Source organism: Marinococcus sp. PL1-022 (assembly GCF_033845285.1).
In the GTDB taxonomy this organism is placed as follows: domain Bacteria; phylum Bacillota; class Bacilli; order Bacillales; family Marinococcaceae; genus Marinococcus.
The window spans coordinates 375,347-391,822 of sequence record NZ_JAWXCX010000001.1; the positions used below are offsets into that span (position 1 = coordinate 375,347).

Here is a 16,476-nt window from a genome sequence, read left to right on the forward strand (position 1 = left end):
AGAAAAATATTTTCATCAATTGAAAGCGTTACCGAAAGCGAGGGAGTAAATGTTATGGCTGAATCACTTACAGCCGGCGTGGACATAGGCACCACGAGCACAAAAACGCTGGCGTACGATATAGACGGAAAGATCTGGGCGGAACGGGAGCTTGAATATCCAATTTATTCTCCGGACCCGGCCTGGAAGGAGCAGGACCCTTACGAAATTCTTCGCGCCGTTGAACAGACGCTGAAAAACGTCGTTGAAGACGTCGCGAAAGAAGGAAAACATATTGGCACAATTGGCTTCAGTGCAGCGATGCACAGCATACTCGCTGTGGATGAAAACGGCGAGCCGCTTACACAGGCACTCACATGGGCAGATCAGCGGTCGGTGCATGAAACCGAAACAGTAAAAGCCGAAAACGGGCAGGACATTTTTGAACGCACGGGCACGCCGATCCATCCGATGGCGCCGCTGACCAAGATTATGTGGTTTCAGAAGCACCGGGAAGAAATTGCCGCACAGGCGGCGAAGTGGATTTCGGTGAAGGAGTTTCTGTTCCATAAATGGTTCGGGGAATACATCGTTGATTACTCCATCGCTTCTGCCTCCGGCCTTTTCAATATTCATAAAAAGCAGTGGGACGATAGAGCGCTTGGGCTCGCCGGTATCACGGAAAACCATTTATCCTCTCCGGTAAGCACGACCTATCAGCGCAGCGACTTACGCAAAGAGGTCTGTAAGCGTCTGGATCTGCAGGAAACGACAACAGTCGTGATCGGGGCAAGCGACGGTGTGCTTGCAAACGTCGGATCCGGAGCACTCGAGGAAGGCGTGGTTGCCTGCTCGATCGGTACAAGCGGAGCGATACGAACCGTCATCGACCGGCCGTACACGGATCCGAAGGGACGGATATTCTGCTACGCGCTGACCGATGAGCTGTGGGTGATTGGCGGCCCAATCAACAACGGCGGTATTGCGCTGCGCTGGATGCGGGATAAAATCATGCCGGACCTAAAGGAAGAGTGCCGGAAAAACGGTACAGACCCGTACGACGTTCTGACGGAAATGGCGGAAAGCGTGATGCCTGGCTCCGACGGTCTGCTGTTTCTGCCGTATATGACCGGCGAACGTGCTCCGTTCTGGAACAGCGACACAAAGGGAGTATTCTTCGGACTGACGCTGCACCATGGGCGTGAACAGATGGTCCGGAGCGTCATGGAGGGCGTCATGATGCAGATGTACGCTGTCGTCGTAGCGCTGATTGAGGCCGGCATCAACATTAAGGAATTCCGTGCCAACGGCGGGTTCGCCCGCTCGGAGCTCTGGAAGCAGATGATGGCGGACATATTCGAAAGCGACATTGTTGTTCCGGACAGCCACCAGAGTGCCTGCTTCGGTGCTGCCTGGCTCGCCATGACTGCAACCGGGCAGAAGGAAAGCCTGGACACGATTCACGAGCTGATTCCAATCGAAATACGGCAGTCACCGATCATGGACAATGTGACGGCGTACCGGGATTTAAAGCCGATCTTCCTCCGGCTTGCACGCAATCTTCAATCGGAATTTTCCGCGATTGCCGACGTGCAGCGTGCACACGCAGAAGGCAAACGCACACTATCAACTGAAAAAGGAGAAATACTATGACGACTTCAGCACCGTGGCTCATTATTGTAGCCGTTTTAGCAATTGTTGCACTGTTATTTTTAGTGATGAGGACGAAGCTTCAGGCCTTTATCGCCTTGCTCGTCGTCAGTTTCCTCGTCGGTATTGCCGTTGGCATGCCGCCAGGCGAAATTATAACGACCATTGAAGAAGGGATGGGCGGCACCCTTGGATTTATTGCCGTCGTTATCGGCCTTGGGGCCATGTTTGGGGAAATGCTCCGGGTGTCCGGCGGCGCCGAGCGCCTGGCGCTGACACTCGTTGATAAATTTGGAGAAAAGAACGTCAGCTGGGCGCTTGCGCTTACAGGCTTTATCGTATCTATTCCCGTCTTTTTGGACGTTGCACTTGTTATCTTAATTCCAATTGTATACAGCCTTGTCCGTAAAACGAAAAAATCACTCGTGTACTACGGCATTCCGCTTGTAGCGGGTCTTGCCGTAACGCACAGCTTTATTCCGCCAACGCCGGGACCGATTTCGGTTGCTTCGATTATCGGCGCTGACCTTGGCTGGGTTATTCTGTTTGGTACACTTGCCGGTCTTCCGGCAGTAGCGATTGCCGGCCCGATGTTCGGGAAATACATGGCGAAAAAAATCGACATCGGTGTTCCGGAATACATGATGGAGCAGATGAGAAACGTCGAGTATGACCGTGAGCTGCCGAGCTTCCGCAGCGTAATTGCAATCATTCTGCTTCCGCTAGTGTTGATTCTGCTTAATACAGGATCCGGAGTTTTCCTCTCGGAGGAAAGCACAGCGTATGCCGTCCTTTCCTTTATCGGGGATCCGTTCTTTGCCCTGACTGTGGCGGCGCTTTTAACCTTTTATGTATTCGGTATCCGCCGGGGTTATTCGAAGGAAGAAGTTCAGCAGATTACGACGAAAGCCCTCGAGCCTGCCGGGATTATTATTCTTGTTACCGGTGCCGGTGGTGTATTCGGTGAAATGCTGATCCAGTCCGGTGTCGGCGACGTGCTCGCAAACGCAATGGAAAATGCGAACATGCCAATTCTTGTCTTTGCCTTTATCACAGCTGTTCTTGTCCGTGTAGCCCAGGGCTCTGCGACCGTGGCAATGGTAACTGCCGCCGGACTTGTAGCACCGCTGCTTGAAACATATGACGTCAGCGAGCCGATGCTCGGGCTGCTCGTTATTACAATTGCTTCCGGTGCGACAGCCTTCTCCCACGTAAACGACTCCGGGTTCTGGCTGGTCAGCAGGTACTTCGGCCTGAACGAAAAACAAACGCTGCAGACATGGACCGTCATGGAAACAATTATCGGATTTGTCGGCTTTGGTGTAGCACTGATTTTAAGTATCTTCGTATAAATAGAAAAGAGGAGTGGAGAACATGAAAGCAGGAATTATTGGGTTAGGAAAAATGGGGTATAATATCGGCCTGCAGATGCTTGATAAACATCACGACGTTGTTGCCTATGATCTGTCCGAAGAGTTTCGCGAAAGCTTTAAAGGTGATGGAGGCAACACGGCGTCGTCCCTGCAGGAGCTCGTAGATCAGCTGCCGAAGCCGCGTATCATCTGGGTGATGGTGCCGGCGGGAGACGCTACGGACCAGGTGCTTACCGAAACGGCATCGTACCTTGATGAAGGAGACATTTTAATTGATGCCGGTAACTCCCACTACAAGCGGACGCTTGCTCATTATGAAGCGCTTGAAGCAAGAGGCGTCCACTTCTTTGACGTCGGTACAAGCGGCGGCATTTCCGGTGCCAGAAACGGTGCCTGTCTGATGATCGGTGGACGCAAGGACGTCTTTCCGGTGCTTGAGCCTCTGATGGAGGACCTGTCGGTGGAAAATGGCTATCACTACACCGGGGAAGGCGGCAGTGCCCACTATTTGAAAATGGTGCATAACGGCATCGAGTACGGCATGATGGCTGCGATGGGCGAAGGCTTTGAACTGCTTGAAAAAGGGCCGTTTGACTATGACTACGAGCAGGTCGCCCGTGTCTGGAACAACGGATCGGTCATCCGCGGCTGGCTGATGGAGCTGATGGAGGAAGCCTTCCGCGGCGATGCCAGGCTCGATGATATCCGCGGCGTCATGCACTCTTCCGGCGAAGGCAAGTGGAGCGTAGAATCCGCACTCGAATACGAGGCAACGACTCCGGTCATTGCGCTCTCGCTCATGATGCGCTACCGTTCGCAGGAAACCGACACCTTTAACGGCAAAGTGGTGGCAGCCCTTCGTAAAGGGTTCGGCGGCCACGCCGTGGAAAAAAGTGAATAGCAATGTCTCAGAGGCCCGGATGGTATCCGGGTCTTTTTTCGTATTTTAGAAAAAATGCGGCAAATGCTTCAACTGGCTCAAGGTATTTCCGATAGTAAGAGTAACGAAGAAAACGGCAGAAGGGAGCCTATCATTCATGCGAGTATCCGGGTTTGCTTCAGGAATGGATATTGACCAGACGGTGAAGGATTTAATGCGGGCGGAACGCCAGCCGATCAACAAGCTGAATCAGCAGAAACAGACGCTCGAGTGGCAGACGGAAATGTACCAGGACGTCAACAAACAGTTTTTTGATTTCCGGAACACAATTTTTGATTCGATTATGAAAAAGTCATCGATGACAGACCGCTCGGCCACCTCCACCAACGACAGCCGGGTGAGCGCCACGGCGTCAGCGGACGCCGGCAATGCCACCTATTCGATCAGCGAGGTCAAGCAGCTGGCCAAATCAGCGTCGCAGAGCAGCTCCGAACGGGCGACCGGAACTGATTTTTCCGCCTCAGAAGCCATCGGCAGCCAGGAATTTGCGACCGGGAAATCTCCGCAGTGGAGTGAAGGCGTGATTCAAAGCAAAACGATTAACGCTGATGGAGGCACGTCCTACAGCGTGGAAGGCAGCAATCTTAAAACAAACACTGATGATATGATTGTGAAGGTAAGCGGCAAGCAGTATGAGGTGGTGACCGGCGAAGGCCCGCTGGAGGCCGGTCAGGTGCGTGCCAGCTTCAGCGACGGCCAGATTGATTTAGAATTTGGTTCGGCGGTGACTAGCGGCAAAAGCATCAACGTGCAGTATGCAGCGGAAAATGAAACTAAAACAATTAACGCGGCCGCTCCGACTTCTACTTTTTCACTCGGCAAAGGGGCGATTAATCCGGACACCCTGGATATCAGCGTAAACGGAGGCGCCAAGCTGACAATTGTGACAGATCCCGAGAAGGAGCTTGAAGCGGACGAAGCCTACGTGGATACGAAAACCGGCAGGGTCACGCTCGGCGAAGCGGCGAGCGGAACCATTGCAGCGACATTCACCCAGCAGTATTCCACTAACTCGATTACCACCTTTGATAAAGACGGCAACGAGCAGAAAAATAAATTCACGTTCACAAGCGCGCAGTCGATGAATAACATTATGAGCACGATCAGCTCCTCCGGAGCGGGCGTGAGCGCATTTTACGATGAGTATTCCGGCAAAGCGGCACTCACCCGGTCGGAGACCGGCGACTTTAACAAAGACGGCGATGAGATGCTTTTTTCAGGTGACTTTTTCAATAATACCCTGGGGCTGAACAATGCGGGCGGGTCCAGCCAGGGCGAACAGAATGCCGTGTTTACGATGAACGGGCTCGAAACCGAGCGCGCGAAAAATACGTTTGATGTCAATGGAATGAGTATTACGCTTAAAGAAACGTTCACTGAAGCGGACGGTGCGGTAACGCTCGGGTCGGAGACAAATACCGACGGCGTCATGGATACGATTAAAGGCTTCGTTGAAGAATACAATAAAATTGTTGAAGAGGTGAACGGGAAGCTCAATGAAAAGGTGAACCGGGACTTTAAGCCGCTCAGCGATGAACAAAAAGAAGAAATGAGTGAAAAAGAAATTGAGCTGTGGGAGGAAAAAGCCCGAAGCGGCCTGCTCCGCAGTGACAGCTCCATATCGAACGTCATGAACAATATGCGCTCCCTTTTATACGAACAGGTGGATGGCACCGATTCCGCGTACAATACTCTCTATTCGATCGGCATTACGACAAGCTCGAGCTACACGGACAACGGTAAGCTTGAAATCGATGAAGACCAGCTGCGCCAAGCGATTGAAGATGATAGCGAAGGCGTGTACCAGCTGTTTGCAGCGAGCGGATCGACAACCGAAACCCAGGGTCTTGCGCGACGGATGAGAGAGACGCTCGACAATGGGGTGTCCGCTCTTGCCGAACGGGCCGGTGGCTACAAAGGCAAGCTGCTGCCGCATCAGTTTACGCTCGGGCGCAACATGGAAAACATTGAGGACCGTATCGCTCAGTTTGAGGACCGGATGGTATCAGTGGAAAACCGGTATTACCGTCAGTTTACAGCGATGGAGCAGGCGATGAGCCGCGCGAATTCACAGTCCAACTACTTGATGCAGTTTATGAACAACGGTCAGTAAGACAGCACCTTCTTGAGGAGGAAGAAAACATATGAGTTTTAACCAGGCACAGGCAATGTACCAGCAGGCAATGAAGCAGACGGCCGCACCGGATAAAGAGAAGCAGCAGAAAACATTCAGCCCAAAACAGGCAGCACCTGCTCCGAAGCCGGCGCCGGTCAAAGCTAACCCTTACCAGCAGCAGGCGATGCAGACCGCCTCGCCGGGAGAGCTCACGCTTCTTTTATACAACGGCTGTTTGAAGTTTCTTCAAAAAGCGGAAAAAGCGATGATCGAAGGGAAGGTTGAAGAAAAAAATAAGCTGATGATCCGGGCGCAGAATATTATCGGTGAGCTGATGATTACGCTGAAAACGGACAGCGAGCTTGGCAGCAGCATGATGCGGATGTATGACTACATGTACCGCCGGCTGATCGAAGCCAATGTCAGTAATGACACCGGCGCTCTGCAGGAAGTGTACGGCCTTGTCGAAGAGTTTCGCGACACATGGAAGCAGGCGATGCAAAAGGACCGGGAGAGCCGATTCCGTGAAGGCGGCCGGGCGTAATGAGTGTAGTCCGTGAACTGTATGTCACCACCCGAAAACTATACGAAAAAGTGGCGCAGCCCATGCCGGATAATGAACAGCCGAGGGATGAGTACATTGAGAGCGTGGATCTTTTTCTGCAGGCAAGGGACCGGCAGCTGAAAGACCTGCAGCCTGTGGAGGAATGGTCAGAGGCCGAACGGCAGCTCGGGGAAGAAACGGTTAAAATGAACCGTTTTATTGACGTCCAGCTTGGCAATTGGAAACAGGTGATCCAGGAAGAGCTGCAGGGGACTCGTCACAAACGCCGTCATATGGGGAAGTATGAACAAAAGAGTGCGACAGCGTCCGCTTATTTTTTCGACAGCAAAAACTAGCATACAAAACCTTCAGGCCCAGTCCTGAAGGTTTTTATGTGTATGAGTGCCTGGATTATGTTATAAACGGCTTAAAGGATAAAAAAGGGGCAGGTAACGATGAGCGAGCATCTCCGCCGGGCGGAAGCAACGTTTCTCCAGCAGTACAGTGACTGGCTGGAGATGGTGCAGGAAAGCATGGTACAGGTGACGGGCTTTTACCGGGAAGGGTTTGAAGAAAACGGGGACCGGCTGCTCGACAGCACGACCAGAGAATCCTCGCTGTTTTCCTCGCAGACAGTGACGATGGCGTATCTGTTTGGACAGGAGGAAGAATGGAAGCAGGATCTGGAAGCCTTCGAACAGGCGACCGAAGAAGTGCGGAGCCTGATAGAATCAGAAACGATGGGCAGTGCCGAGAAGATGCGATACGTCGCCTCGGTATATATGCCGGTGCTTGAACGCTGGAAGCTCCGTGTGACATCGCTCACACGCAAATAAACAGGCAGGGATACGGCTCCCTGCCTGTTTTTATTCGTCACTGCCCTGTTCGGAAAGAGGAGGCAGCCCAAGCCTCTGTTCAAGTGTCGGCAGAGACCCGTGCTCAATAATCCAATTCGAAGGCTGACGGTCAGGATACATGAGCTCGGAAATACTCTGCCCTTCAATCTGGCTGAACCGCTCACCTTCCTCCCACTCCTGCAGGTTTTCAAAGTTCAGCTCCTCCGCCGTAGCGACGACATTGGAGGGTGCGCTGATCGTCTGCTCATTGTTTATCTCATTATAGGCAAACGTGAGGGACTGGGTGGAGGAAGTAGTCTGTGGGCTCTGACTGTTATTCATGGCAATTTGAAAATCTGCCTGAATGCTTTTTGTCTGCATCGAGTCTTTATCAATAGTAATAGTGTAGAGCGTATCCTCCAGGCTTCCGGTAAACAGCATATCGTCAATTAAGCTGTCAAAGTCTTCGTTAGTGAAGCCGACCGTGCTTTTAACGAGCTCACGCATTTGATCGGAACGGCCACGTGCCTCAATCACATATTCCGATTCCTTTTCCTCCAGCTGAAAATCTGCAGCATAGGCCTCGATCAGCTCCAGCACAGCTGCTGGTTCACCGATGGACTGGCTTGAAGCACTCAAATCGCCGGTGAATTCATCCGGATACTTGATCCACTTTTCTTCTGCAGAATCATAGGTGAAGAAGCCTTCGGCCGTCAGGTAGCGCTCGATTTCCTTTGGCTCCTGGGCGGTCGTCTGCAGCGTCGAAGACTCATGGTAGGCAAATGGATCGGTACCAACCTCCACGTGGGAGGTGAGTTCATTGGTGACCGGGTCTTTCTGGGTCAAGCCAATTGTCTGGTCCATGTTTATATCTATAGAATAACGGTTTAATTCGTGCATATAGTCAATACTTTCAGAAAGAACCTCATCAGAAGCCGGTTCCTCATCTGAAGCTTGGTTTTCCGTTGGATCTGGTTCATTGTCAATGGATGAACATCCTATCGGAAGGACGAGAATTAAAGAAACGAGAAGTACGCCAAATGACTTCCTCATGGAACCTCCGACCTCCATCTAAAATTCGTTTTACATATTTTCTAAGAATACCACACTTTTACACAAAAAAGAATAAGACCTGGTTCATGGTTGTCTTCCACCGCTTTCCAGAGAGGGGAAGTGGCGAAGGCTGCCTGAAGGAAAGATCTGTAAAAAGTAAGAGATCATAAGAAAGAAACCCGGCGGATGCCGGGCTTCTGGTGCCCGGGGCGGCCGCTTAGACAAGGGGAGCGGCCGCCCGGGCGGACAGAACAGTGTGGGAGGTTGCTGCTGTCAGAGGTATAAGGGGAAATATGTAGAAGAGTGGGCAGCCGAAGTGCTGCTGCCTGGTACTATCATATGTCCCGGCACACCGGAATACAAGGGGGCACGCCCGTTTAGGCTTTATTTTAAAATAGGAATGCTCTCACGTGTCCTATTCTAAAATAGGCTGCGGCCGATTTATGAATGAGCAGAATAATAATTGGAAATTGCGGGTATAGAACGAACGATGCATATTCCGTATGAAAGGGAGTAATGATTGTATGTTTGGAAAAATATATATTAATGGCGAATGGAAACAGGCAGACGAAGGCACCATTGACGTTGTGAATCCGGCAAACGGGGAAGTCGTGGGGGAAACCGCCAACGCAGGCGAAGCGGAAACGAAGGAAGCAATCAATGCTGCCCATGAAGCATTTGATTCCTGGTCGAAGACGACGGCGTACGAGCGCGCAGACATTCTCCGCAAGATTCACGGCCTCATGATGGAGCGCCAGGATGAACTCGGGGAGCTGCTCACAAAGGAAATGGGCAAACCACTGGCGGAGGCCAAAGGGGAAGTGGCCTATGCGGCTTCTTTCATTGAATGGTATGCGGACGAAGCGAAACGGGTTTACGGCGAGACCATTCCATCCGGCTCGGAAAACAAGCGGCTGATGGTCATTCACCAGCCGGTCGGCGTTGTCGGCGCGATTACGCCGTGGAACTTCCCGCAGGCGATGATCACACGTAAAGTAGGACCGGCCCTTGCCGCAGGCTGCACGATCGTACTGAAGCCGGCAAAGAATACGCCGCTGTCCGCCGTGCGTTTCGTGGAGATCTGCGAAGAAGCGGGCGTGCCAAAAGGCGTGATCAACCTGGTGACCGGCCAAAGCTCGTCAGCGATCGGCAATGAATTGATGTCGAACGAAAAAGTCCGCAAGGTCACCTTTACCGGCTCCACCGAAGTCGGAAGCAGCTTAATGGAGCAGGGTGCGCAGGATATTAAAAAGCTGTCGCTTGAACTCGGCGGCCATGCGCCGGCACTCGTCCTGGACGATGCGGACATCGACAAAGCGGTCAAAGGTGTCGTAGCGTCGAAATTCCGTGCGTCGGGACAGACGTGCATCTGCGTCAACCGTGTGTATGCCGATGAAAAGGTGTATGAAGAGTTTGTCGAAAAATTTGCGGATGCCTGCAAGGATCTGAAGGTCGGCGACGGCATGGACGAAAACGTAAAGGTCGGCCCGCTGATTGATAAAGACGCTTACGACAAAGTCGAGCGCCACGTGCAGGATGCCGTCGATAAAGGCGCGAAGGTTGTAACCGGCGGCAGTGGTTTTGAAAAGGACGGCGGCTACTACTTTGAACCGACCGTGCTCCGCGACGTGAACCATGACATGATCATCATGCACGAAGAAACGTTCGGACCGGTTGCGCCGGTGCAGAAAATCACGAGTGATGAAGAGGGTGTCAAGCTCGCGAATACCACGCCGTTTGGTCTTGCTTCCTATTTCTTTACTGAAAACATGTCCCGGGGCATGAAAGTGGCTGAAGGACTCGAATACGGTATTGTTGGCTGGAACGATGGCGGACCATCGGCTGCCCAGGCGCCGTTTGGCGGCTGGAAGCAGAGCGGGGTCGGACGCGAAGGCGGCCGTCAGGGCATCATGCCGTTTCTCGAAACCAAATATATTTCAATGGGATTATAATAGAAACAGAGGCTGCGCCGGACCGTTCCGGCGCAGCTTTTTTTATACTGAGTTCCAGATTAAGCTACCGGTTACATTTAAAAGGGTTTTATCTGTTTCATAAGTCCTGAGACCCTGTTGTTATGGCATGTTCTTTTCACTTTTAAAAAAAATTTTGTTGTTTGAAAAGGATTCCGCAAAAGGAATATAGAAAGTAGACACATAACGATAAGGAGGGGTTCACTTGATGAACTTTAACATTCGCGGGGAAAACTTAGAGGTGACTCCAGCTCTTCGAGGTTACGTAGAAAAGAAAGTGAGCAAGCTTGAACGTTACTTTGATACAACCCCTGTGGCGGACGTCCATGTGAATATGGAAGTTCAAAACAGCGAGAAAATTTTAGAAGTGACCATCCCTATGCCGCAGCTGCTGCTCCGGGCAGAAGAAACGCATACGGATATGTATGCGGCGATCGATCTTGCGACGGACAAGCTCGAACGGCAGATTCGAAAATATAAAACAAAAGTAAACCGCAAGTTCCGCCAAAATGGCAAAACATCGGAAGTATTTAAAGCTAATATTGAAGAATTGAACGAAGAAATTGCCAATGGCGGGGTAAAAGAAGCTCCGTTAACTGATGAAGTGACTGAAGAGGACGACTCCCTTGAAATCGTCCGGACCAAACGGTTTAATTTAAAGCCGATGGATACGGAAGAAGCTATCCTTCAGATGGATATGCTGGGCCACAACTTTTTCGTCTTCGCTAATTCTGTCAGCGGTGACACCTCAGTCGTGTACAAACGTCGGGACGGGCGCTACGGGCTGATTGAGCCGGAAGAATAATTATATGAATCAACAGGCCCTGCGCGGGTAATGCGCAGGGCTTGTTTTGATTTTGCCGGGAGCACGGGAACTCGTTGTAACAATAACGGAATACTGTTAAAATATACGGTGATGCTTAGAAATACAACGATTCATTTATATATGTAAAACTACAGATAAATAAGGCCCCGGGCCCCCTATTAACATTTAAAACAACTATGCGCGTCAATCGTATTTCGGCTAGATGGTACGAAAGAGAGGACGATGATTAAACCATGAGAGGTTTATTGAAGAAAGTTATTGGAGATACAAATCAAAAATATGTAAAAAAACTGGAGAAGAAAGCGGAAAAAATTGAGGTTTTTTATGAAGATATCCAGGCTTTGAGCGATGAAGACCTTGCCCGTAAAACCGAAGAGTTTAAAGAACGCTATCAGCAGGGTGAAAAGCTTGAACAGCTGCTTCCGGAAGCCTATGCAGTTGTTGCAGAAGCGTCGACACGCGTAATGGGAATGACTCCCTTCCGCGTACAGCTGATGGGTGCCATCGTGTTAAACGACGGCGATATTGCGGAAATGAAAACCGGGGAAGGGAAAACCCTGGTCGCAACCATGCCGGTCTACTTAAACGCCATTACCGGCAAAGGCGTGCACGTTGTGACCGTCAACGACTATCTGGCCAAGCGTGACAGCGAAACGTTAGGGGAGCTTTACCAGTTCCTCGGATTAACCGTCGGCCTGAATTTAAAGGATATGAGCAAGGAAGCGAAGCGGGAAGCCTATCTGGCTGACATTACGTACGGAACCAATAATGAGTTTGGCTTTGACTACCTGCGGGACAATATGGTTCTGTACAAGGAACAAATGGTGCAGCGTCCTCTTCATTTTGCCCTCGTCGACGAAGTCGACTCGATATTGATCGACGAAGCGAGAACGCCGCTGATTATTTCGGGCTCAGTGGAACAGTCGACCAAGCTTTACGCAGCGGCTAACGTATTTGTGAGCCGTCTGAAGGAAGAACGGGATTACACGATCGATGAAAAAACCAAAACGGTTCTTCTGACTGATGAGGGTGTTACCCGGGCGGAAAAGGCGTTTCAAATAGAGAATTTGTATGACCAGCAGCATGTGCAGCTGCTGCACCATATCAATCAGGGGTTAAAAGCCCATGTGACGATGCACCGCGACGAGGACTATGTGGTGCAGGACGGCAAAGTGGTCATCGTGGACCAGTTTACCGGACGTTTGATGGCCGGCCGCCGGTACAGTGAAGGCCTCCACCAGGCCATTGAAGCGAAGGAAGGCATGCGGGTGCAGAAGGAAAGCATGACGCTCGCATCAATTACGTTCCAGAACTACTTCCGGATGTATCAGAAGCTCGCCGGGATGACCGGTACTGCGATAACGGAAGAAGAAGAATTCCGCAATATTTACGGCACAGACGTTATTTCGATCCCAACGAACAAGCCGGTTGTCCGCGAAGACAAATCCGATTTGATCTTTAAGACCCGGGAAGCAAAATACCGGGCGGCAGCCGAAAAAATCGCTGAATTGTATGAAACCGGCCAGCCTGTTCTAGTCGGCACGGTAAATGTGGACACATCAGAGCTGATATCACGGTATCTCAAAAAGAAAAACGTACCGCACAACATTCTTAATGCGAAAAACCACGAAAACGAAGCGAAAATCATCGAAAACGCCGGCCAGCGCGGTGCTGTCACTATTGCGACCAACATGGCCGGGCGCGGTACCGATATCAAGCTCGGGGACGGAGTAGCCGACCTCGGCGGACTGTTTGTCATCGGCACCGAACGGCACGAAAGCCGCCGGATCGACAATCAGCTCCGTGGTCGTGCCGGACGTCAGGGGGATCCGGGTGCTTCCCAGTTTTATCTGTCCATGGAGGATGAACTGATGCGCCGGTTCGGATCTGATAACATGCGCGGCATGATGGAGCGCCTTGGCATGGATGAGGATCAGCCGATCGAAAGCAAGCTGGTCACCCGCGCAGTGGAACAGTCGCAAAAGCGGGTGGAAGGATCTAACTACGACTCACGGAAGCAGATTCTGCAATACGATGACGTTATGCGCGAACAGCGTGATATCATTTATGCCCAGCGGATGGAAGTGCTCGAGTCGGATAATCTGCGTGACATTGTGCTGCGTATGCTTGAATCCACGGTGAAAAACATCGTTGCAGCCTACACCCCGGTGGAACAGGTGCCGGAGGACTGGGACCTTGAGGGCATGCTTCACTACCTGAACACGACCGTACTGAATGAAGGCGATTTGACAGAACAGGACGTTAAAGGTCTTGAACAGGAAGAAGTTATCGAAAAGGTATGGGAAACAGCAAAAGGTAACTACGAAGCAAAAGAGCAGGAATTTGACGAAGAATCCATGCGTGAATTCGAAAAAGTACTGCTCCTCCGGTCGGTGGACCGGAAATGGATGAACCATATCGATCAGATGGACCAGCTCCGACAGGGTATTCACCTGCGGGCCTACGGCCAGAATGATCCGCTTCGGGAGTACAAATTCGAAGGCTTTAACATGTTCGAGGATATGGTGGCGTCAATTGAAGAAGAAGTCGCTACGTACGTAGTCAAATCGGAAGTAAACGAAGAGAACCTGCAGCGCCAGGAAGTCGCTAAAGGAAAAGCAGTGCGCCAGGACGAGCAGGAAGCAGAAGAAGAGCAGCCGAAAAACAAAAAGAAATCAGCGCCGGCAAACGGCAACCGGAAAATGCCGGTGCCGAACAAACGGTAATAAGAAACGAAAAACGGGAGGGACAGGCCCCGAAGTGCTCAGCTTCGGGCTTTTTCCTTGCCACCTACATTCAGAAAGGGGATTTCTTACATGGATATGGCAGAAATTCGAAACGAACTTGAAAATATGGCTAAGCGATTAGCGGACTTCAGGGGGTCTCTTTGACTTCGATGCCAAGAAGGAGCGCATCAGCGAACTCGAAGAAAAGATGACCCACCCCGGCTTCTGGGATGACCAGGACGCCTCCAAAAAAGTTATTGATGAAAATAATGCGTTAAAGAATATTACTGAAGGCTATCGTGTGCTTGAAGAGCAGCATGAAAATCTCGAGGTTTCCTATGAGCTTGTGAAGGAAGAAGACGATGAAGATTTAAAGGAAGAGCTCGAATCAGGCACGAAGCAGCTGAAAAAAGATATTAACGATTTTGAACTGCAGATGCTTCTCAGCGAGCCGTATGATAAAAACAACGCCATCCTGGAGCTGCACCCCGGCGCCGGCGGCACGGAATCCCAGGACTGGGCGTCGATGCTGCTTCGGATGTACACCCGCTGGGCGGAAAAGAAAAACTATACGGTGGAAACCCTGGATTATCTTCCCGGGGACGAAGCCGGCCTGAAAAGCGTCACCATGATGATAAAGGGCTACAATGCCTACGGCTTTCTGAAAGCGGAAAAAGGGGTGCACCGGCTCGTGCGGATTTCCCCGTTTGACTCCTCCGGGCGCCGGCACACCTCATTTGTCTCCTGCGAAGTTATGCCTGAAATGGAAGATTCCGTGGAGGTAGAAGTGCGGACGGAGGATTTGAGAATCGATACGTACCGTGCGAGCGGTGCCGGCGGTCAGCACGTAAACACGACGGACTCCGCCGTGCGGATCACCCACCTGCCGACAAACATCATCGTTACCTGTCAAAACGAACGGTCCCAGCTGAAAAACCGGGACCAGGCGATGAAAATGCTTCGGGCGAAGCTGTATCAGCGCCAGATTGAAGAGCGTCAGCAGGAAATGGATGAGATCCGCGGAGAACAGAAAGAAATCGGCTGGGGAAGCCAGATCCGTTCCTACGTTTTCCATCCGTACAACATGGTAAAAGACCACCGGACGAATGTGGAGATGGGAAACACGCAGTCAGTGATGGACGGCAATCTTGACCCATTCATCGATGAGTACCTGCGTGCAAGCATGAAAGTATAACAGAGGGCACAATCAGCAGCCTGCGTTCGCGCAGGCTCTTTTTACGTCAAACCAAAAGGAGGAAGTGTAATGGTAAACCGAAGAAGAAAACCAATGTCAAAAACGGCGCTGAAATGGGTCAACGGGTTCCAGATCTTTATCGGAACGGCTGTGGTGGCTATTTCATATAACGCTTTTTTACTGCCGAACTCGATCGCCTCCGGAGGGGTAAGCGGTTTTGCGACCCTGCTGGAGGCCTCACTGAATGTAGAACCGGCTATAACGATAGGAATCACCAACGTCCTCCTTTTCATCCTCGGTCTCCTGCTTCTTGGAGGTCTCCAATACGGGGCAAAAACGATAATTGGAACGCTGTTTTTGCCGTTTATTGTTTATTTTACGAGGAACTGGGATATCGGTATTGATGATCCGCTGCTTGGCGCGTTGTTTGGTGGAATCGGAGTGGGCTTTGGGCTCGGACTGGTGTTTCGGGCCAGTGCTTCGACTGGAGGCACGGATCTTTTAGCTCAAATCATTCATAAATACGCTGGTGGGACGCTTGGTACATCGGTTTTTATTATGGACGGACTGATTGTTACGGGCTCGGCATTCATCTTTGGCCTGGAATTCGCGCTGTATGCCCTTATTTCGTTATTTGTTACGGGAAGAACCATTGATGTTGTGCAGACCGGCCTGGGCTATGCCAAGGTGGCGTTTGTGATTACAAAGCATGAAGAAACGGTGCGTAAATCTATTTTAAAAGAAGTGGACCGAGGGGTAACCAAACTCGAAGGACGCGGAGGCTTTACCAATGATGCGCGTCCAGTGCTGATGTGCGTTGTCAACCGTGGTGAAGTTACCCGGCTGAAGCGTGTGATCCAGCTGCAGGATCCCGAAGCCTTTGTGGTTGTGAGCAACGCTTCAGAAGTGCTTGGCCAGGGATTTGAGAATCAGGGTAACTCTGTGTAAAAAAGCGGAAGCGCCAACATTGTGTTTCAGAAACACAGAAGTTCATGCTACACTAAAGAAAAGCGCAGAGCGTTCGTTTATCACCCGGGACGGCTCGCTGTTTTCAGTCGGCTTGAGACGAAGTCGCAAACGATCTGAAAATGCGAATGGACCCGGGTGGTAACGCTCGAAGCTGGACAAAAAGAAAAGCGCAGAGCGTTCGTTTAAAAAAGGAAGTTCGATGAAGGGCGTCACGGTTGTGACACCATCGAACTGACCTGCTTCGCAGGCCCCGGGACGGCTCGCTGTTTTGATTCGGGGAAAGCAGCCTGTGCAGCTGA

General features: G+C 51.2%; 12 protein-coding genes and 1 pseudogene. 12 read left to right on the top strand and 1 reads right to left on the bottom strand.

Annotated elements, in window-relative coordinates; translation table 11 throughout:
• Positions 1 to 54 precede the first annotated feature (54 nt).
• The 7 genes and pseudogenes from SIC45_RS01990 to SIC45_RS02020 all read left to right on the top strand — a co-directional run bounded on the left by SIC45_RS01990 (position 55) and on the right by SIC45_RS02020 (position 7,438).
• Positions 55 to 1,632, top strand: a complete 1,578-nt coding sequence (locus SIC45_RS01990) for a gluconokinase (protein ID WP_319630900.1) — start codon at positions 55 to 57, stop codon at positions 1,630 to 1,632.
• Positions 1,629 to 2,981, top strand: a complete 1,353-nt coding sequence (locus tag SIC45_RS01995; protein ID WP_298785127.1) for a GntP family permease — start codon at positions 1,629 to 1,631, stop codon at positions 2,979 to 2,981. The genes SIC45_RS01990 and SIC45_RS01995 overlap by 4 nt, the downstream gene beginning before the upstream one ends.
• Before the next feature lie 22 nt (positions 2,982 to 3,003).
• A complete protein-coding gene (gnd, locus tag SIC45_RS02000) occupies positions 3,004 to 3,903 on the top strand; it encodes a phosphogluconate dehydrogenase (NAD(+)-dependent, decarboxylating) (protein WP_319630901.1) in 900 nt (299 codons plus the stop codon).
• A 136-nt stretch (positions 3,904 to 4,039) separates the two neighbouring features.
• On the top strand, positions 4,040 to 6,055 hold the full coding sequence (gene fliD / locus SIC45_RS02005) for a flagellar filament capping protein FliD (RefSeq protein ID WP_319630902.1): 2,016 nt from the start codon (positions 4,040 to 4,042) through the stop codon (positions 6,053 to 6,055).
• A 172-nt stretch (positions 6,056 to 6,227) separates the two neighbouring features.
• Positions 6,228 to 6,602 (top strand): annotated as a pseudogene (gene fliS / locus SIC45_RS02010) (flagellar export chaperone FliS); the annotation flags it as partial.
• Positions 6,602 to 6,958 carry a hypothetical protein gene (locus SIC45_RS02015; RefSeq protein WP_319630903.1) on the top strand — a complete coding sequence of 119 codons (357 nt, stop codon included), beginning with the start codon at positions 6,602 to 6,604 and terminating at the stop codon, positions 6,956 to 6,958. The pseudogene fliS and the gene SIC45_RS02015, both read left to right, overlap by 1 nt.
• A gap of 99 nt (positions 6,959 to 7,057) precedes the next feature.
• Positions 7,058 to 7,438 (top strand): hypothetical protein, encoded by a 381-nt coding sequence (locus tag SIC45_RS02020; RefSeq protein WP_319630904.1) that lies wholly within the window; start codon positions 7,058 to 7,060, stop codon positions 7,436 to 7,438.
• 30 nt (positions 7,439 to 7,468) lie between these two features.
• Here SIC45_RS02020 and SIC45_RS02025 read toward each other — a convergent pair whose 3' ends face one another.
• Positions 7,469 to 8,491, bottom strand: coding sequence for a DUF6612 family protein (locus SIC45_RS02025; RefSeq protein ID WP_319630905.1), 1,023 nt, complete (start codon positions 8,489 to 8,491; stop codon positions 7,469 to 7,471).
• Positions 8,492 to 9,015: 524 nt separating this feature from the next.
• Between SIC45_RS02025 and SIC45_RS02030 the strand changes: the two genes are divergently transcribed.
• From SIC45_RS02030 to SIC45_RS02050, 5 genes are all read left to right on the top strand, one after another.
• On the top strand, positions 9,016 to 10,443 hold the full coding sequence (locus SIC45_RS02030; RefSeq protein ID WP_319630906.1) for an NAD-dependent succinate-semialdehyde dehydrogenase: 1,428 nt from the start codon (positions 9,016 to 9,018) through the stop codon (positions 10,441 to 10,443).
• 226 nt (positions 10,444 to 10,669) lie between these two features.
• The gene (gene hpf / locus SIC45_RS02035; protein ID WP_298785142.1) at positions 10,670 to 11,266 is read left to right on the top strand and encodes a ribosome hibernation-promoting factor, HPF/YfiA family; all 597 of its coding nucleotides are present in this window, start codon (positions 10,670 to 10,672) and stop codon (positions 11,264 to 11,266) included.
• A gap of 254 nt (positions 11,267 to 11,520) precedes the next feature.
• On the top strand, positions 11,521 to 14,013 hold the full coding sequence (gene secA, locus SIC45_RS02040) for a preprotein translocase subunit SecA (RefSeq protein WP_298785144.1): 2,493 nt from the start codon (positions 11,521 to 11,523) through the stop codon (positions 14,011 to 14,013).
• Positions 14,014 to 14,103: 90 nt separating this feature from the next.
• Positions 14,104 to 15,208, top strand: a protein-coding gene (gene prfB / locus SIC45_RS02045; protein WP_298785146.1) for a peptide chain release factor 2 whose coding sequence is annotated in 2 segments (ribosomal slippage) — positions 14,104 to 14,175 and positions 14,177 to 15,208 — 1,104 coding nt in all. Because the reading frame shifts where the segments join, the coding sequence is not laid out codon by codon here.
• A 69-nt stretch (positions 15,209 to 15,277) separates the two neighbouring features.
• Entirely contained in the window at positions 15,278 to 16,156 is an 879-nt protein-coding gene (locus SIC45_RS02050) for a YitT family protein (RefSeq protein ID WP_319630907.1), read from the top strand.
• Positions 16,157 to 16,476: the final 320 nt, after the last annotated feature.